15 protein-coding genes are annotated in these 17,942 nt (G+C 67.7%); 5 read left to right on the top strand and 10 right to left on the bottom strand.

The features are described from left to right. Positions 1-50: 50 nt before the first annotated feature. Positions 51-1,064: a heat-inducible transcriptional repressor HrcA gene (hrcA, locus tag ASF72_RS09305; RefSeq protein ID WP_056598229.1), complete on the bottom strand. Its 1,014-nt coding sequence runs from the start codon at positions 1,062-1,064 to the stop codon at positions 51-53. Positions 1,065-1,238: 174 nt separating this feature from the next. On the opposite strand from hrcA, the gene ASF72_RS09300 reads away from it, so the two are divergent. The 3 genes from ASF72_RS09300 (at position 1,239) to ASF72_RS09290 (ending at position 3,158) form a co-directional block, all read left to right on the top strand. Continuing rightward, entirely contained in the window at positions 1,239-2,087 is an 849-nt protein-coding gene (locus ASF72_RS09300; protein WP_056598228.1) for a DUF3097 domain-containing protein, read from the top strand. Positions 2,088-2,203: 116 nt separating this feature from the next. Continuing rightward, entirely contained in the window at positions 2,204-2,623 is a 420-nt protein-coding gene (locus ASF72_RS09295; protein WP_050684690.1) for a DUF4870 domain-containing protein, read from the top strand. A 22-nt stretch (positions 2,624-2,645) separates the two neighbouring features. Beyond that, positions 2,646-3,158 (top strand): 2'-5' RNA ligase family protein, encoded by a 513-nt coding sequence (locus ASF72_RS09290; protein ID WP_056598227.1) that lies wholly within the window; start codon positions 2,646-2,648, stop codon positions 3,156-3,158. Positions 3,159-3,186: 28 nt separating this feature from the next. Here ASF72_RS09290 and hemW read toward each other — a convergent pair whose 3' ends face one another. Together hemW and lepA are read right to left on the bottom strand one after the other, a co-directional pair. After that, on the bottom strand, positions 3,187-4,416 hold the full coding sequence (hemW, locus tag ASF72_RS09285) for a radical SAM family heme chaperone HemW (RefSeq protein WP_056598225.1): 1,230 nt from the start codon (positions 4,414-4,416) through the stop codon (positions 3,187-3,189). A 25-nt stretch (positions 4,417-4,441) separates the two neighbouring features. Next, positions 4,442-6,298, bottom strand: a complete 1,857-nt coding sequence (gene lepA, locus ASF72_RS09280) for a translation elongation factor 4 (RefSeq protein ID WP_050684687.1) — start codon at positions 6,296-6,298, stop codon at positions 4,442-4,444. Between the two features lie 175 nt (positions 6,299-6,473). Here lepA and ASF72_RS09275 point away from each other — a divergent pair, with 175 nt between their 5' ends. Next, a complete protein-coding gene (locus tag ASF72_RS09275; RefSeq protein WP_056598222.1) occupies positions 6,474-7,049 on the top strand; it encodes a type II toxin-antitoxin system PemK/MazF family toxin in 576 nt (191 codons plus the stop codon). A gap of 168 nt (positions 7,050-7,217) precedes the next feature. Beyond that, a complete protein-coding gene (gene rpsT, locus ASF72_RS09270; protein ID WP_050684685.1) occupies positions 7,218-7,478 on the top strand; it encodes a 30S ribosomal protein S20 in 261 nt (86 codons plus the stop codon). A 92-nt stretch (positions 7,479-7,570) separates the two neighbouring features. Here the strand turns inward: rpsT and holA are convergent, their stop codons facing one another. The 7 genes from holA to ASF72_RS09235 all read right to left on the bottom strand — a co-directional run bounded on the left by holA (position 7,571) and on the right by ASF72_RS09235 (position 17,886). Continuing rightward, positions 7,571-8,587 (bottom strand): DNA polymerase III subunit delta, encoded by a 1,017-nt coding sequence (gene holA, locus ASF72_RS09265; RefSeq protein ID WP_056598220.1) that lies wholly within the window; start codon positions 8,585-8,587, stop codon positions 7,571-7,573. Beyond that, positions 8,521-10,386, bottom strand: coding sequence for a ComEC/Rec2 family competence protein (locus ASF72_RS09260; protein WP_235504687.1), 1,866 nt, complete (start codon positions 10,384-10,386; stop codon positions 8,521-8,523). Before ASF72_RS09260 ends, holA begins: the two co-directional genes overlap by 67 nt. 144 nt (positions 10,387-10,530) lie before the next feature. Continuing rightward, positions 10,531-11,331, bottom strand: a complete 801-nt coding sequence (locus ASF72_RS09255) for a ComEA family DNA-binding protein (protein WP_235504686.1) — start codon at positions 11,329-11,331, stop codon at positions 10,531-10,533. A 278-nt stretch (positions 11,332-11,609) separates the two neighbouring features. Next, complete coding sequence (locus tag ASF72_RS09250) at positions 11,610-12,632, bottom strand: DegV family protein (protein ID WP_050684682.1); 1,023 nt, start codon at positions 12,630-12,632, stop codon at positions 11,610-11,612. Positions 12,633-12,685: 53 nt separating this feature from the next. After that, positions 12,686-15,211 carry a leucine--tRNA ligase gene (gene leuS / locus ASF72_RS09245; protein ID WP_056598218.1) on the bottom strand — a complete coding sequence of 842 codons (2,526 nt, stop codon included), beginning with the start codon at positions 15,209-15,211 and terminating at the stop codon, positions 12,686-12,688. 333 nt (positions 15,212-15,544) lie between these two features. Continuing rightward, positions 15,545-17,059 carry a glycerol kinase GlpK gene (glpK, locus tag ASF72_RS09240; RefSeq protein WP_056598206.1) on the bottom strand — a complete coding sequence of 505 codons (1,515 nt, stop codon included), beginning with the start codon at positions 17,057-17,059 and terminating at the stop codon, positions 15,545-15,547. Positions 17,060-17,136: 77 nt separating this feature from the next. Beyond that, the gene (locus ASF72_RS09235; RefSeq protein ID WP_056598203.1) at positions 17,137-17,886 is read right to left on the bottom strand and encodes an MIP/aquaporin family protein; all 750 of its coding nucleotides are present in this window, start codon (positions 17,884-17,886) and stop codon (positions 17,137-17,139) included. Between the last annotated feature and the right edge of the window lie 56 nt (positions 17,887-17,942).

Below are 17,942 nucleotides of genomic sequence, written 5' to 3'. Positions count from 1 at the left end.
GGTGTTGCTCTTGGTGCCCTGTCGACGCGCGGCCGGCCGGGCAGACCTGTTCAGGGACCCAGGATCCGGGACAGGTATCGGGCCACAGCCCTGACGGCGGCCATGGTGGTGGGGTAATCCATGCGGGTTGGTCCAAGGATGCCGATTTTCGCGGTGCTGTCCGGACCGTAGGCGGTGGCCACCACCGATGCCTCGGCCAGCCCGTCGTAGGGGTTTTCCCGGCCGATACTGACCGCAACACCGCGGGGGTCCTGCGCCATTTCGCTGAGCAGGCGGAGCATCACCACCTGCTCCTCCAGGGCTTCCAGGACGGGTCCGATGCTGAGCGGGAAATCCACATTGGAGCGGGCCAGGTTGGCGGTCCCCGCCATCACCATACGTTCCTCGCGGCTGTTCTGCCCCAGGATCTCCAGCCCGTTGGCCAAGGCCTGTGCGGCCTGGCGGTGGACAGGCGCCACGGCGGACACCACCGCGGGCAGCACCATGCTGAGCCGGCCCAGCGGCGTCCCTGCAAGGGTCGCCAGGAACCGGGTCCGCAGGCCGGCGAGGGCGTCGTCAGCAAGGTCGTGGCCAACGTCAATGACCCGCTGCTCCACCTTGCCGCTGTCGGCAATCAGCACAACCAGCACTTTCCGGGGAGCGAGCAGGACAAATTCGATGTGCCGGATCTGGGCCCGGCTCAGGTGCGGGTACTGGACCACTGCCACCTGGTTGGTCAGCTGGGAGAGCATCCGGACCGTGCGGTCCAGGACATCGTCCAGGTCATCGGAGCCTTCCAGCAGCGACTGGATGGCCCGCCGTTCCGGCGGCGACAACGGTTTGACCGCGGAAATCTGGTCCACAAACAGGCGGTAGCCCTTGTCCGTGGGGATCCGGCCGGCGCTGGTGTGCGGCGCCGTAATGAGGCCCTCGTCCTCCAGGGCCGCCATGTCGTTGCGGATCGTGGCGCTGGAGACGCCAAGATGGTGCCGCTCCACGAGGGCTTTGGAGCCCACGGGTTCGCGGGAATGGACGTAGTCCTCCACGATGGCCCGCAGGACTTCCAGCTTGCGTGGCTCGCTCATAGTCCACCTCCATCCGGGATTGGGGCCGCCGCGCCGCCTGGGCAACGCGGCCCGTCAGTTAGCACTCGGCATGCCTTAGTGCCAACAGTCTATTACGCCCCGCCCCGTTGTTAGCATTGGTACCGCTCCGGGCGAAATTCCGGGCCACGAACCAACTGCGAGGCGGAGTCAACCATGGATTACCAGAACTGGGGGCCGGCAGACATGTCCACCCCGGCCCGCACCACCCTGCCCGAGGTCCCGGTGGAGCGCGGAATGGTTTTGGAGGACGTCCAGTCCGGCTGGGTCGGTGCCGTAACCCGGGTGGAGAAGTCCGGCGGCATGCATGTGGTGGCCTTGGAGGACCGGCGGGGAAAGTCCCGGTCCTTCCGGTTGGGGTTCGGCTTCCTCCTGGAGGGCCGGCCCATCAAACTGGTTCCGCCTGCGCCGCGTGCCGCTCCCACCACTGCGGCGGGCCGGACCGCTTCCGGTTCCGTTCGGGTGGCCGGCCAGCGCGCCCAGGTGGCGAAGGCAAGCCGCATCTGGGTGGAGGGCAAGCACGACGCCGAGCTGGTGGAAAAAGTCTGGGGCGATGACCTCAGGGTGGAGGGCATCGTCGTCGAGCCTCTCCACGGCATCGATGACCTGGCCGGTGCGGTGGCGGCCTTCAACCCCGGTCCGGGCCGGCGGCTGGGCGTCCTGGTGGACCATCTGGTACCCAACTCGAAGGAATCGCGCATTGCCGATGCCGTAATGGCCTCCCCCGGCGCGGCCGGGAACGTCCTGATTGTGGGCCATCCGTATGTGGACGTGTGGCAGGCCATCCGGCCCTCCGTGCTGGGCATCGCGAAGTGGCCTGCCGTGCCGCGCGGGCAGGACTGGAAAACCGGGATCCTGGCCGCATTCGGCTGGCCGCACCAGACCAAGGAGGACGTGGGGCTGGGGTGGCAGAAACTCCTGGGTGCGGTGCATACCTATGCGGACCTCGAGGCCTCGCTTCTGGGCCGGGTGGAGGAAGTCATCGACTTCCTCACGGTTCCCTAAAGCAGTCTTCCGGCCAACACCCAGTATTCTGGGTAGACCAGCACCTGCCACTCCCGGCGGGGGCGGCCGGCGCCTCAGCGCCGAACGCACTATTGCATCTTCGAAGGAACACAACTGTGGCAGACAACGCACGCGGGCACGGGGACCCGCAGGGCCGCCAAAGCCGGTCCGAATACCACGGCGTCCCGGCCAACGCGCTGCCCCTGACGGCCAGCGAAGACCGGCAATGGGCCACGCTGGCGCACTTCGGCGGCATCCTGGGCTGCATCCCGTCGCTGCTCGTCTACCTCATTTTCCGTGATCGTGGACCATTCACGGCCCAGGAATCCAAGGAAGCCCTCAACTTCAGCCTGCCTCCCACCATCGCGGCAGTGGTGGCGAACATCCTGGTCTTCATCCCGGTGATCGGAAACATCTTCGCCGTCGCGGCGGCCCTCATCTGGATTGCCCTGACCTGCTACTCCGTGGCAGCAGGGATCCGCGTCAACCGCGGCCAGCCCTACCGCTACCAGTTCAACCTCCGCTGGATCAAGTAACACCGCCTGACGGCCGGGTCCCGTGCGAAGCATCGAGCTGACCTTCGACGGTCCCGCCGAGGCGTGCATCCTGGCGGACTGGGCCCGGCTGGCCGCGGCGGGCCTGCCCAGCCTGGGCTCCCATACCGCCCCCAGCAACAGGCCCCATATCACGCTCGCAGCGGGCAACAGCCTGGCTGTTGCGGCCGAAGCGGCCGGGCTCTGGGCGGGCCTTCCACTGGACGTCCGCCTGGGCGGGCTGGTCCTCTTCCCTGCTGGGAAAGGCAAGTACGTCCTGGCCCGGCTGGTGGTGGGATCAAGGGAACTGCTGGCGCTCCACGCCGGCCTGCACCGGCAGGCCAATGACGCCTTGCCCCTCACCCGCCCCGGCGCCTGGACCCCGCACGTCACGCTCGCCCGCCGGATTCCGGCAGAGCTGCTGGGCGCGGCAGTGGGGACCCTGGACGCCACCCTCGAGGCCCGGTGCACCGACGCGCGGCTGTGGGACAGCACCACCCGGACCGTTACGGCACTGAACAGTCCGCCAACGGCCTGAGCCGTTAACCGCGCCGGCTGCGGGTCAGTCAGTCCGGGAGGATCCGCCGCACCACGGCGTCCGCCAGCAGCCTGCCCTTGAGGGTGAGCACGAGTGTTCCGCGGAACGCTGCAGTGGGTTCAACCAGGGAATCGGCGATCAGGCCCGCCACCTGCCGGCGGCCGGCATCGCCCAATGAGTCAATCCGGAGGCCGCCGCTGAGCCTGGCCGCCAGCATGACCCGCTCCACGTTGCGCGTTTCCGCATCCAGCGTCTCCCGCCCGGCAGCGGGCGAGACGCCCTGGCCCAGCCGCCCCGCGTAGGCGGTGGGGTGCTTGACGTTCCACCAGCGGACCCCGCCAACATGCGAGTGGGCGCCCGGCCCGATGCCCCACCAGTCGTCCCCCCGCCAGTAGGCCAGGTTGTGGCGGCAGGCCTGCTCCGGAGTCCGTGCCCAGTTGCTGACCTCATACCAGCCAAGCCCGGCTGCGGTGATCAACTGGTCGGCGAGTTCGTACTTGGCCGCGTGGTCGTCGTCGTCAATTCCAGGCACTTGCCCGCGCCGGATCTGGGCTGCGAGCTTGGTGCCGTCCTCCACAATCAGGGCGTAGGCGCTGATGTGGTCCGGTTCGTACGAAAGGGCGGTCTCCAGGGAGAGGCGCCAGTCGTCCAACGATTCGCCGGGGGTGCCGTAGATGAGGTCGAGGCTGACCGCCAGGCCTGCCTCGCGGGCCCACCGGACCACCTGCGGAACCCGGGCCGGGCTGTGCGTGCGGTCCAGGACCTTCAGGACGTGCGGCACCGCCGACTGCATGCCGAAGGACACGCGCGTGAAACCGGCTGCCTTCAGCACGGCAAGGGATTCCGGTGTCACCGAATCGGGGTTGGCCTCGGTGGTGACCTCGGCACCGTCCTCAATCCCCCACGTGCTGATGGCGGCGCGGAGGATCAGCGCAAGGTCCTCCGCAGGGAGCAGCGTGGGAGTGCCGCCGCCGAAGAACACCGTGCTGAGCGGACGGTCCGGCAGCCCGGACGCGGTGAGTACCCGGGCAGCCAGGTCCACCTCGGACACGGCGGTGCCGGCATACGCGTCCTGGGAGGCGCCGCCGCCCAGTTCCGTTGCTGTGTAGGTGTTGAAGTCGCAGTACCCGCACCGCACGGCGCAGAACGGGATGTGGACGTACAGGCCAAAGGCCCGGTCCGCCGCGCCGGCCGCCGCCTGGGCAGGCAGCAGGCCGTCCGACGGCGCCGGGTCGCCCAGGGGAAGGACGCTGGGCATCAGCGGGTCCCCGGCTGCGCGGTGGTCACTTCTTTTTGGCCTTGTCCTTCGACTCATCGGTGGTGAGGGCGGCGATGAACGCTTCCTGCGGCACTTCCACGGTGCCCACCATCTTCATGCGCTTTTTGCCTTCTTTTTGCTTCTCCAGCAGTTTGCGCTTTCGGGTGATGTCACCGCCGTAGCACTTGGCCAGCACGTCCTTGCGGATGGCGCGGATGCTTTCGCGGGCGATGATGCGGGAGCCGATCGCGGCCTGGATGGGCACCTCGAACTGCTGGCGCGGGATCAGTTCGCGGAGCTTGCCGGTCATCATAACGCCATAGGCGTAGGCCTTGTCGCGGTGCGTGATGGCACTGAAGGCATCCACCTGCTCGCCCTGGAGCATGATGTCGACCTTGACCAGGTCGGCGGCCTGTTCGCCGTCTGCCTTCCAGTCGAGGGAACCGTAGCCGCGGGTCTTGGATTTGAGGATGTCGAAGAAGTCGAACACAATCTCGGCCAGCGGCAGGCGGTACCGGATTTCCACCCGGTCCTCGGAAAGGTAGTCCATGCCGCCCAGCACGCCACGGCGGCTCTGGCACAGTTCCATGATGGCGCCCACGAATTCATTGGGGGCCAGGATGGTGGCGGACACCATGGGTTCGCGGACCTCGGCAACCTTCCCTGTGGGGTATTCGCTGGGGTTGGTCACCTGGACAACCTTTTTGTCCTCCAGCGTCACCTCGTACTCAACGTTCGGTGCCGTGGAGATCAGGGCGAGGTTGTATTCCCGTTCCAGCCGTTCGCGGGTGATTTCCAGGTGGAGCAGGCCCAGGAAACCCACCCGGAAGCCGAAGCCCAGCGCCGCTGAGGTCTCCGGTTCGTAAACGAGGGCTGCGTCATTGAGCATGAGCTTTTCGAGGGCGTCGCGCAGCACCGGGTAATCGGCGCCGTCCAGCGGGTACAGGCCGGAGAACACCATGGGCTTGGCGTCCGCATAGCCGGGCAGCGATTCCGAGGCGGGCTTGGCCAGGTTGGTGACGGTGTCACCCACCTTGGACTGGCGCACGTCCTTCACGCCGGTGATCAGGTAGCCCACCTCACCGACGCCGAGCCCCTTGGACGGGGTGGGCTCCGGGGAGCTCACGCCGATTTCGAGGAGTTCGTGGGTGGCGCGGGTGGACATCATCTGGATGCGCTCGCGGGGGTGCAGCATGCCGTCAACCACACGGACGTAGGTGACCACGCCGCGGTAGGTGTCGTACACCGAGTCGAAGATCATGGCGCGGGCCGGGGCGTTGGGATCGCCCTGGGGAGCAGGCAGGTCGTGCACGATCTTGTCCAGGAGGGCCTCGACGCCGGCGCCGGTCTTGCCGGAGACCCGCAGGACGTCCTCGGGATCGCCGCCGATCAGGCTCGCCAGTTCAGCGGCGTACTTCTCGGGCTGCGCGGCCGGCAGGTCGATCTTGTTCAGGACCGGGATGATGGTGAGGTTGTTCTCCATGGCCAGGTACAGGTTGGCCAGGGTCTGGGCCTCGATGCCTTGTGCCGCGTCCACGAGCAGAACGGCGCCTTCGCAGGCCGCCAGCGACCGGGAAACCTCGTAGGTGAAGTCAACGTGGCCGGGGGTGTCGATCATGTTCAGGGCATAGCTGACGCCATCGCGTTCCCAGGGCATGCGGACGGCCTGGGACTTGATGGTGATGCCGCGCTCACGCTCGATGTCCATCCGGTCCAGGTACTGGGCCTTCATATCGCGCGACTGGACCACTCCGGTGTACTGCAGCATGCGGTCGGCGAGGGTGGATTTACCGTGGTCGATGTGCGCGATGATGCAGAAGTTCCGAATAATGGCCGGATCTGTCGCGGCGGGCACCGGGGCGGTGCGGGCCATGGGAGACACGCAGGGTCCTTACTGTTGGCTTCACGTGGCGGGGCCGGAGGGCACACAAACGTGCCCGGGCCGGAGGACCGCCCATCTTCAACCTCCAGTGTCCCACGTCCGGGGCGCCGTGCACGCATTCCTGCCGCCACGGTGCGCATTCCCCGGGCCCGGCGCCCGGCGCTAGTGTTGCGGAATGGCTATCAATCTTCGAACCGTGGTGAACGCCGTCCGCACGGGCCTCCGGATCCTGCAGAAGGCCGGCGCGGTCCCACCGTCCGGCACGCGCCGGCAACCCCCCGTTCCCCCGATACGGCGCCCTGCCCCGCGTGCGGGGACTGCACAGTCCGGACCGCAGCAGTCCGGCGCCGCCGGCTACCCGGGCGACTTCCGCGGCCGCAGCACCGTCCAGTATTCCCCCGCGCCCGACGGAGATCCGGATCCGGGCGAGGTGGTGTGGGCGTGGGTTCCGTATGAGGAGGACTACAGCCGGGGGAAGGACCGCCCCGTCCTGCTGGTGGGTAACAGCGGCGCATACCTCCTGGGCCTGATGCTCACCAGCAAGGACCACGTTCCTGCATCCCGCTCCGACGGGGTTTACATCGACTTGGGAGCCGGGCCATGGGACAGACAGGGCAGGCCCAGCGAAGCACTCCTGGAGAGGGTCCTGCAGATCCGGCCGGACGCGATCCGCCGGGAGGGCGCCGTTCTGGACCGTGCCCGCTTCGAGATGGTGGCCGCCGGGCTGCGGAAGCGACACGGCTGGACCTGACCGTCAAATGGCCAGCCCGGCAGCTGACCTGCTATTCTTTATAGCTGTGTGTCCGTGCAGGTCGACGGCCACAGATGGTTGGCCGCCATAGGTATCCCCACGCCGCTCAGTCAATGGCCAATCTGAAAGCCCTCTAGACCATTTCCGCATTAAAAAGAGAGTTCACACGTGGCGAATATCAAGTCCCAGAAGAAGCGCATCCTCACCAACGAGAAGGCACGCCTGCGCAACAACGCAGTCAAGTCCGAGCTGAAGACGGCCATCCGCGCCGTCAACACCGCCGTTGATTCCACCGACAAGGATGCAGCTGCTGCTGCCCTGGCCACTGCCAGCCGCAAGCTGGACAAGGCTGTCAGCAAGGGTGTTCTGCACAAGAACAACGCAGCGAACCGCAAGTCGGCGATCTCCAAGAAGGTCAACGCACTGTAAGGTTTCCAGTTCACTGAACTGATGGTTGTGGCCGGTACCGTGAGGTGCCGGCCACACATCTTTAACGTGCTGGGCCGTTCCTCGCTGAAGGGTCAGCGGCCCTGGACCGACATGGCGATAACCGTCACGGCGTGCTCCACGGCATAAACGGGATCCCTGGACAGTCCCTTCACCTGGGCGTCGGCCTCAGCTGTGGCCTGGATGGACCGGACCAGGCCGTCCGGGGTCCAGCGCCGGACATCCCGCTGGGCCTGTTCCACCAGCCAGGGCTGCATGCCCAGTTCGGCGGCGATCTGGGCCGACGAGCCTGACGCCCCGGCCACGCGTGCCACGGTCCGCAGCTTTGCAGCAAGCGCGGCAACCAACGGGACGGGATCCGCGCCGGTGGCGAGGGCGTGCCGAAGGGTGGACAGCGCGAGTGGTCCGTTCCCGGCCATGGCGGCGTCGGCCACCTTGAAGGCGGTGGCCTCGATGCGTCCGCCGTAGTAGCGGTCCACAAGCTCCGAGGTCACGGTGGTGCCGGCGTCCGCAATCAGCTGGCTGCAGGCCGCGGCAAGCTCGGAAAGGCTGGCCCCCACTGCGTTGACCAGCGCCTGGACTGCTTCCTGCTCTATCCGGCGGCCGCCCGCCTTGAACTCCGAGACAACAAAAGCGGCTTTTTCAGCGTCCTTCTTCAGGGGCTGGCAGTCCACCACGGGCCAGCCACCCTTCCGGATGGCGTCCAGCAGCTTTTTGCCGCGCGCTCCCCCACCGTGCCTGAGCACCAGGACCGCGTCCTCCTCCGGCCTGCCAAGATAGGCCAGGGCATCGGTCAGGAACGCTTCATTCATGGACTCAACGGCTTCGACCTCGATGAGCTTGCTCTCGCCGAAGAGCGAGGGGCTGACCTGCATCAGCAGGGTGCCTGGTTCATAGGCTGCAGCGTTGATGCGGCTCACTTCCACATCCGGGGCAGCCACGCGGACCTGCGCCCGGACCCTGTCCATGGCACGGATCCCCAGGTACTCCTCAGGCCCGCCTACCAGCACGATCGCGGCAGGGCTTACGTCCCGCCACGAGGCCATGTTGGCTGCCGGTGAGCTGGGTGCCCGTTTTTGCGCAGCGGCCATCGGGGGTTCCTTCCGGAGAGTTTTGTGGAGTTTCCAACCCTGCCATGTCCTGGCCGTCCGGCCAAGCGGCGGCGCCCGGGGAAGCGGGCCGGGCCAGTCCGTCCCCACGTTTCCAGTTGTGCCAGCAGCCGTTCGGTGTGCCGGTGGCAGGCCAGGACCATACGCGCCGTCCTGCGCGGCCGGACTGAGGCCCACACAGCTCCGAAGGTCAGGGCGGAGAGCAGGGCCATGGACAGCACGCCGGGGATCCCCTCGGCCCACGGCACCGTGGCCGCAGGCAGCGCGGCCGCGAGGCGTGCAATGGCGGCCACGCCTGCGCTGAACAAGCCGGCACCGGCAATAAGGGGAACAGCCCACCACTCCGCCACCGCCAGCATCGGAACCGCCGCAGTCCCCAGCAGCGTCACCGGCGCCACCAGTGGGGCGGCCAGCACGTTGGCCAGGAGCGAGTACGTCGAAAATCCGGGCTGCAGCAGGACCGTGACCGGACCGCACAGGAGTTGGGCGGACAGCGGCACCGCAACAGCAGCGGCCATCCAGCGCGGAACTGCCGCGGGCGTCCATTCAATGAGCCGCCTGCCCAGCACGATGATGCCCAATGTTGCCAGGACGGACAGGAGGAACCCGAAACTGCCGCCCAGCCCCGGATCAACCAGTAGCAGCCCGATCACGGCCAGGCACAGGAAGCTCAGGCCGCGACCGGACCGCCCACAGGCCAGCGCTGCCACGGCAACGCCGCCCATCACGGCCGCGCGGAGGACGCTTGCCTCCGGGCCCACCAGCACCACAAACAATCCAAGGCCACCAAGCGCGACGCCGGCCGCCGGCACCCGCGGCAGCCGGAACCTTCGGGCCGCCACCAGCAGTCCGCCCAGGACCAGGCTGCAATTCGCCCCGGATACTGCGGTCAGGTGGGTCATGCCCACCGATTTCATGGCAACCACGAGGTCTTCGTCCAGAGCACTGGTATCGCCGGTGACCAGGCCCGGCAGCAGCCCGCTGGCATCCGGGCCCAGGAACCGGCAGGCAGCCACAAAGCGGGCCCGCAGGTCCGCGGCCGCTGCGTTCAGCCCGGCCCCGTCGGACATGGTGGCGGGTGCTGCGGAAGCAGCAAGGATGCCGGTTTCCAGACTTCCCGGACCCGGCGCGCGGAGTTTGCCTGCGGCCCGTAGCTGCTGGCCCGGTACGGCGGCTCCCCAGGCCCCGCCGCCCATCACCAGCAGTTGCGCCCTGGTGCGCACGAGGACACCGCCGGTGCTGATCTCCACCGTCCAGACGGGCACCGCCCATCGCTGGGGTCCGGAAGAATGGCCCGCCAGGTTGAGGGCTTTGGGCGTTGCCGCCACTTCCACCAACGCCACCACCGACTTTCCGGCAGCGACCGCGTCAGCCAGCGGACCGTCAGTGCGTTGGCCCGCAGCCACCGCCGCGTGGGCGGCAACGGTGGCGGCCAGGGCCAGCGCGACGGCGGCGGTGGCGGGGAACGAACGGCCGCCACGCCCCACCGGGCGCACGGTGCGCCGACCGTAACGGTGGCCGGCCAGGAGCGCAGCCGAGGCTGCGAGCAGCAGGCAACACGCGAAACCGAGGGCCAGCGGCGGCAGCCAGAGCCCCGCGACTGCTGCGCCCCAAGCGGCCAGTGCGGGGAGCACCAGCCGGAGATCGGTCCGCCTCCGGGTGCCGGGGCCGGCAGGCTTTGCCTTGCCGTCATCCAGCGACGCCGCCGCTGCTGCCGGCAGTACCCGCCGGCGGAGGTCCAGGAAGGCGTCGTAACGGCGCTGGCGTGCCGAGGTGGACACGGCACCGGGCCTCCCGACCTGGCTACCGTCCGGCGCGGGCCGCGGTCCCTGGACCGCCGAGTCCACATACCGGCTCCACGGGCTTTTACGGCCGGACCGGCCAGTGCCGGTCACGGGCACCCCCGATGGATCCGCGGCCGCATGTCAGACCGTGACCAAAGGCAGAAGCGCCTCGAGCAGCTTGGGTCCTACACCGTCCACGGCATCGAGTTCCGCCGTGGTCCTGAACGGCCCGTGCTCCTTGCGCCACAGCACGATCCGCTGCGCCAGTACAGGACCCACCTTGGGCAGTGTCGCCAGCGTTTCGGCGTTCGCCGTGTTCAGGTTGACCTTCAGGACGGGCGGGGCCGGGCCGTCGGGTAGGCCGCTGTCCCCGCCGGCGCCGCCACCGGCGGCCGGCAACGGCTCCCCCGCCACCGGCACCAGGATTTTCTGCCCGTCCACCAGGACCAGCGCCAGGTTGAGCAGGTCCAGATCCGCGCCGGGCACGCTTCCGCCTGCCGCGGTGACTGCGTCCTGGACCCGGCTGCCGGCGGGCAACCGGACAACTCCCGGCCGGCCAACGGCCCCGGCCACGTGCACCACAACGTCCACAGCTGCCGCGGCGCCGGGCACTGACGGTTCCGGACCGGCGTCCGGCGTGTTTTCCCGGTCCGGATCCCCGCCGTCTGCGGCAGGGCTGGGTCCTGCCGCCGACTCCGCTCCCAGCGGAAGGATCCCGGGCTGCCCGGCAGCCGCAAGCCACCAAAACCAGGCACCGGCTAGGAGCGAAAGGACTCCGAGCAGCACAGCCAGGCGCAGGCCAAGCCGCCACCGGAGCCTCGCGCCCCGCAGGCCGCCGGCCGAGGGCACTTCCGCGTTTTCTTTCCCACCGGCAGAACCGGCGTTCCGGTATTCGAACGGGTCCCCTGCCACATCGGCCAGCAGCCCCGGAGACTTTCCCACGGTCGCTTCCAGCCGGGCCGGCGCGTGGCGCGCCGGCGGGCGCGCTGCACGAGATTCCCGGCCTGACATGGTTCCACGCTAGGAAGCCGGCCCGCCCGGCAACAGGGGGCCGTGATCCTATGTGGACACTGCGGCAGGAAAGGGTCCGGCCGTAACCGGCTTACGAACGATACTGCCTGGAATCAGCCACCGGGATATTCTCCTGCAGGCAAGGTAAATCACGCAGTACCAAAAGCAATACCAAGGGCATTTGGGTCATCCCGGCTCTGCCCCTTCGTTCAAAGCGACAGTGGTAACCCCGCTCCAGTGGGCCAGGATCCACCGGATTGATCGCCAGGTGCGTCATGCGCCACAATAACGGCAAGAACGCCCAACCCCGCATGCGCGGCAAGCACAGCAGGCAGTGAGCTGATCTGCGCCGGGGCGCACTGCGGCAAGGCCACGGCAAGCCGCTCAGCCAGTGCCTCGGCTTCGGCGGGATTGCCGAAGTGGTGCAGCGCCAGCCGTGGCACCGGCAGTGGGTGCGCCGCAACTTCGGCCGCGACCAGTTCCTCCAGCCGGGCCACGGCCCTTGCAGCCGAGCGGACCTTCTCCAGCGGCACGATCTTCCCGCCGTCCACGGCCAGGAGCGGTTTGATGGCCAGCATGGTCCCCACCAGGGACGCCGCGGCGCCGATGCGGCCGCCCCGGCGCAGTTGCTCAAGGCTGGGGACATAGAAGCGGACAGACGTCCGGCCGGCCTGGTCGGCTGCTGCTGCCGCTACCGCGGCAGCCTCCGCCCCCGCAGACGCGGCGTGGACAGCGGCCTGGACGGCGATGCCCTGCGCCATGCCCACCGTCCGGGAGTCCACTACCTCCACGGGGATCTGCACCCTGGTGGCCGCAAGCCGGGCCGCATCAGCGGTGCCGGACAGGTCACCTGAGAGATGGATCGAGACCACCGACTCGAATCCGAGCCGCTCGGCCGTGCGGTACGCCTGTTCGAATTGTCCGGGTGAAGGCCGGGACGTTTTGACGGCTTTTCCGGCGGCCAGGGCAAGGGCGATGGTTTCGAGGATGTCGTCTTCACCCTCGCCATAGATATCAGCGCCAACCATGACCGGCATGGGAATGACCGTGAGGGCGCCGTCCGGGGCGTTGGTGGCCGCCCAGTCCACCGGCAACGCGGCTGCAGAGTCAGTGACGACGGCGGTCCGCACCCGCGGCGCCCCGGGGGCGACCGGTGCGGGCCGGGGCGCCGGGCGAAGTCCCGCCAGGCGCGCCCGGAACCAGGGCCACGCAACCGGATTGCTCTCGGGCAAGGGGGCCTCCTGGTCTGGTGGCCGGCCGCCCGGGAAGGGCGGCCGGTTCCCGGTCAGGCCGGGACGATGTTGACCAGTTTAGGGGCCCGGACGATTACGGTGCGGATGCCGCGGCCGTCGAGGGCACGCTGGACGTTGTCCGATGCCAGCGCCAGTTCACGCAGCTCGTCTTCGGAGACGTCCGGGGACACCTCGAGGCGGTCACGGACCTTCCCCTGGACCTGGACGACTGCCGTGACCGTGTCCTGGACCAAGAGGGCCGGATCATGTTCGGGCCAGCCGGCGTTCGCGACCGAGGCGGGGTGCCCCAGGACGTTCCACATGTCCTCGGCCGTGTAAGGGGCGAAGAGGCTGAGGATCACAGCAACGGCCTCGGTGGCTTCCCGGACGGCCGGGTCAGCGCCGCCGGCGCCGGAGTCGATGGCCTTGCGGGTGGCATTGACCAGTTCCATCAGCTTGGCCACCACCACGTTGAACTTGTTGGCGTCCAGCAGTTCCGCAGCGTCCGCGATGGTCCTGTGGGTCACGGAGCGCAGGGCCCGGTCACCTGATGCGGCATCGGTGCCCGCTCCGCTGGTGACGTCCTGGGCCAGGCGCCAGGCCCGGGCCAGGAACTTGGCGGACCCGGACGGGGAAACATCGGCCCAGTCCACGTCGTCCTCGGGCGGGGAGGCGAACACCATGGTCAGGCGGACGGCGTCAACACCGTACTTGTCCAGCTGCTCGCCGAGGTCCACACCGTTGCCCAGGGACTTGCTCATGGCTTTGCCGCCGTTAAGCACCTGCCCCTGGTTCAGGAGCGCACTGAACGGCTCGTTGGCTTCGATCAGGCCGAGGTCGTTGATGACCTTGGTGAAGAACCGGGCGTACAGCAGGTGCAGGATGGCGTGCTCAACGCCGCCCACGTACTGCCCCACCGGCATCCAGTCGTTGATCTTCGCCGGATCAAACGGGCCCTCGGTGAAGTCCGGGGACACAAACCGGAGGAAGTACCAGGACGAGTCCACAAACGTATCCATGGTGTCCGTATCGCGCTTTGCCGGGCCGTGGCAGGAGGGGCAGTCAACGTTGACCCACGCTTCGGCGGCGGCCAGCGGGGAGGTGCCCTTTGGGGACAGATCCTCGCCGCGCAGGTCAGCGGGCAGGGTTACGGGCAGTTGGTCGTCCGGGACCGGGACTTCGCCGCAGGACGGGCAGTGGATGATGGGGATGGGGGTGCCCCAGAACCGCTGCCGGCTCAGCAGCCAGTCGCGCAGCCTGAAGTTCACGAACTTCTCACCGGTACCCTGGCGCTCCAGCATGGCGATCGCGGCGGGGATCGCCTCAGCCTTGGGCAGGCCGTCCAGTTCGCCGGAGTTGACCAGGGTGCCCTCCCCTGCCGTTGCGGTACCGGACACGGAGGGGTCCTCCTCGCCGGTATCCAGGACGGTCCGCACGGGCAGATCGAAGGTCCGGGCAAAGTCGAGGTCGCGCTGGTCGTGGGCGGGGACGGCCATGATGGCACCGGTGCCGTAGTCCGCCAGGACATAGTCGGCGGCCCAGACGGGCAGCTTCTCGCCGTTGAGCGGGTTGATGGCGTAGCGGCCGGTGAAGACGCCGGTTTTGTCCCGTTCCGTGGACTGGCGTTCGATGTCGGAGAGTGCTTTGACCTGTTCGCGGTAGGCGTCCAGGGCGTCGGCGTGTCCTGCGGTGACGAGTTCGACGGCGATCGGCGCGTCAGCGGCCACCACAAAGAACGTTGCCCCGTACAGGGTGTCCGGGCGCGTGGTGAAGACCGTGACGTCCTTGGCGGGCTTTTCGCCGTCGGCCTCGATCACGAACGTGACGTGGGCTCCTTCGGAGCGGCCGATCCAGTTTTTCTGCATGGCCAGGACCCGCTCGGGCCAGTGGCCGCGGAGCTGCTCCATGTCATCGAGCAGCCGGTCGGCATAGTCGGTGATCTTGAAGTACCACTGGTTCAGGGACTTTTTGGTGACGATGGTGCCGCAGCGTTCGCAGGCCCCGTTGACCACCTGTTCGTTGGCCAGCACCGTCTGGTCCTTGGGGCACCAGTTGACCGGGGAATCCTTGCGGTAGGCCAGTCCACGCTGGTAGAAGCGCTTGAACAGCCACTGGGTCCAGCGGTAGTAGCCGGGGTCCGAGGTGTGCAGGCGGCGGGACCAGTCAGCGGAAATCGCGTACCGCTTGAAGGACGCGGCCTGGGTGTCGATGTTGGCGTAGGTCCACTCGCTGGGGTGGGCGTTGCGCTTGATGGCGGCGTTTTCCGCGGGCAGGCCGAAGGAGTCCCAGCCGATGGGGTGCAGCACGTCGAAGCCCTGCTGGCGGAGGTAGCGGGCCACGACATCGCCCATGGCGAACGCTTCGGCGTGGCCCATGTGCAGGTCGCCGGACGGGTACGGGAACATGTCCAGCACGTAGCGGCGTTCCTTCGAGCCGTCATCCACAGGAGTGAAGACCTGGAGGTCGTCCCACACCTTGGGCCATCTGGCCTCCATGGCGGTAAAGCTGTAGGCGCCTTCTTCGGGCGCCTCCGCTGCTGATGCTGCTGTTCCGGTCTTGGTCTCCGGCTGAACGCCCACTGCTGCCCTCTTCTGTTCTGTCACGGCATCTGTACTGCCATAACGGCCTGATCCTCCTGCTGCCGGCCCGGAAAGTACCCCGGACACACAAAAGCCCCTCTCCATGGAGGGGCTGCCGCTCAGCTATCCGATGTTTCGGACACCCGGCGGCTGACTAAGCAAGAGGATCGCACGCATGAATCCACTTTAGCGCACCTAATTAGCTCCGGCCGCATGAACATCAGCCGCTTCAGCGAAGATACGAAAAGAGGGGCCGGTGACTCCCCGCCATGGTGTGGTGGGCACCGCGAAGCGGGCGGGCGGGAGTCACCGGCCCCTCTCTCTAAGCCGGAGCTACTTCACGTCTTCGTCGACCCAGTCCATGGACTTGGTGACGGCTTTCTTCCAGAGCCGCAGCTGGCGGTCCTGCTCGGCCTGGTCCAGCTGGGGTTCCCACCGCTTGTCTTCGGACCAGTTGGCAGACAGCTCGCCGAGGTCCTTCCAGAAGTTCACGGCGAGGCCCGCAGCGTACGCGGCGCCCAGGGCGGTGGTTTCCACGACCTTGGGCCGAATGACGGGAACGCCGAGGATGTCCGCCTGGAACTGCATCAGGGCATCGTTGGCGACCATGCCGCCGTCGACCTTCAGTTCGGTCAGCGGCACGCCGGAGTCGGCGTTGACTGCGTCGAGGACCTCGCGGGTCTGGAACGCCGTGGATTCCAGCGCGGCCCGGGCGATGTGGTTTTTGTTGACGTACCGGGTGAGCCCCACAATGGCGCCACGGGCATCGGAGCGCCAGTAGGGGGCGAAGAGGCCGGAGAAGGCCGGGACGATGTACACGCCGCCGTTGTCCTCGACGGCGGCGGCAAGCGTTTCCACCTCCGGTGCGCTGCTGATCAGGCCGAGATTGTCGCGCAGCCACTGGATCAGGGAACCGGTGACGGCGATGGAGCCTTCCAGGGCGTAGTGCGGCGCAGCGTCGCCAAGCTTGTAGCCGACCGTGGTGAGCAGGCCGTTTTTGGAGTGGACGATTTCCTCACCGGTGTTGAAGATGAGGAAGCAGCCGGTGCCGTAGGTGTTTTTGGCTTCGCCGGTCTGGAACGCTGCCTGCCCGAACGTGGCGGCCTGCTGGTCGCCCAGGATACCGGCGACGGGCGTTTCGCGGAGCAGCTGGGAGCCGTGGACCTGGCCGTAGACCTCGGAGGAGGAGCGGATCTCGGGCATCATGCTGAGCGGGACGCCGAAGATGCCGAGGATTTCCTCGTCCCACTGAAGGGTTTCGAGGTCCATAAACAGGGTGCGGGAGGCGTTGGTGACGTCCGTGACGTGGACGCCGCCGTCAACGCCGCCGGTGAGGTTCCACAGGACCCAGGCATCGGTGTTGCCGAACACCAGGTCGCCGGCCTCGGCCTTTTCGCGGGCGCCGGCCACGTTGTCCAGGATCCACTTGATTTTGGTGCCGGAGAAGTAGGTGGCCAGGGGCAGGCCGACTTTTGGCTTGAACCGGTCCCCGCCGCCGTCCTTGGACAGTTCATCGACGATGTCCTGCGTGCGGGTGTCCTGCCATACGATGGCGTTGTACACGGGCTCGCCGGTGGTTTTGTCCCACACGACGGCGGTTTCGCGCTGGTTGGTGATCCCGACGGCGGCTATGTCGTGGCGGGTCAGGTTCGCCTTGGACAGGGCGGAGGCAATGACCTCCCGGGTGTTGTTCCAGATTTCGGCAGCGTTGTGTTCCACCCACCCGGCCTGCGGGAAGATCTGCTCGTGTTCCATCTGGCCGGAGGAGACGATCGCCCCGCTGTGGTCAAAAATGATGGCGCGCGTGCTGGTGGTGCCCTGGTCGATGGCGATTACGTACTGGTTCATGGTGACGTCCTTGTCTTGTCAGTGAGTGACGGTTCATGGCTGGTGGAGCGGTTGGGCTGAAGCGCCCGTGGGTCAGGTCAGGCAGCGGCGATAAAAATGATCGGCACAATCTTGGCCACGAGGCCGGCCAGGGCCCCGCCCGCCAGGGGGCCTGCCACCGGGATCCAGGCGTAGCTCCAGTCGCTGGAACCCTTGCCTTTGATGGGGAGCAGGGCGTGGGCGATGCGGGGACCGAGGTCACGGGCCGGGTTGATGGCGTAGCCGGTGGGGCCGCCGAGGGAGATGCCGATGCCGACGACGAGCAGCGCCACGGCGAGGGGGCCAAGGCCTGAGGGGGTCCCGCCGAAGGCGAGGATAACGAAGACCAGGACGAAGGTGGCGATGATTTCCGTGGCCAGGTTCCACGGGGTGGCCCGGATCGCGGGGCCCGTGGAAAACACACCAAGCTTGGCTGCGGGCTCGGGTTCGGCGTCGAAGTGCTGCTTATAGGCGAGCCAGCAGACCACGGCGCCGATGAAGGCACCCAGCAGTTCGGCGCCCAGGTAGGTCACCGTGGAGGCTAACGAAATGGGAACGTCCGGGGCGTAGGTGGCGCCGCCGTTGGTGAGCTTGCCCAGGGTGACGGCCGGGTTCAGGTGCGCGCCGGACTTGGCGGCGACAAACACACCGGCGAAGACTGCAATTCCCCATCCCCAGGTGACCATCAGGAACCCGCCGTTATTTCCTTTCGTCCCCCGAAGGGCGACGTTTGCGACGACGCCACAACCCAGGAGGGTGACCATCGCCGTTCCGAAGAGCTCGGAAAGGAACACAATTCCAAGAGACATCTTTGACTCCTATTATCTCTGTTGTTGGCCCCTGCGGGTTGGGGGCCGTTGGGCCG

The sequence above is a fragment of the Arthrobacter sp. Leaf141 genome (genome assembly GCF_001424565.1).
In the GTDB taxonomy this organism is placed as follows: domain Bacteria; phylum Actinomycetota; class Actinomycetes; order Actinomycetales; family Micrococcaceae; genus Arthrobacter.
The sequence above is the reverse complement of the archived record's forward strand: the minus strand, read 5'-3'. Positions and strand labels throughout refer to the sequence as shown.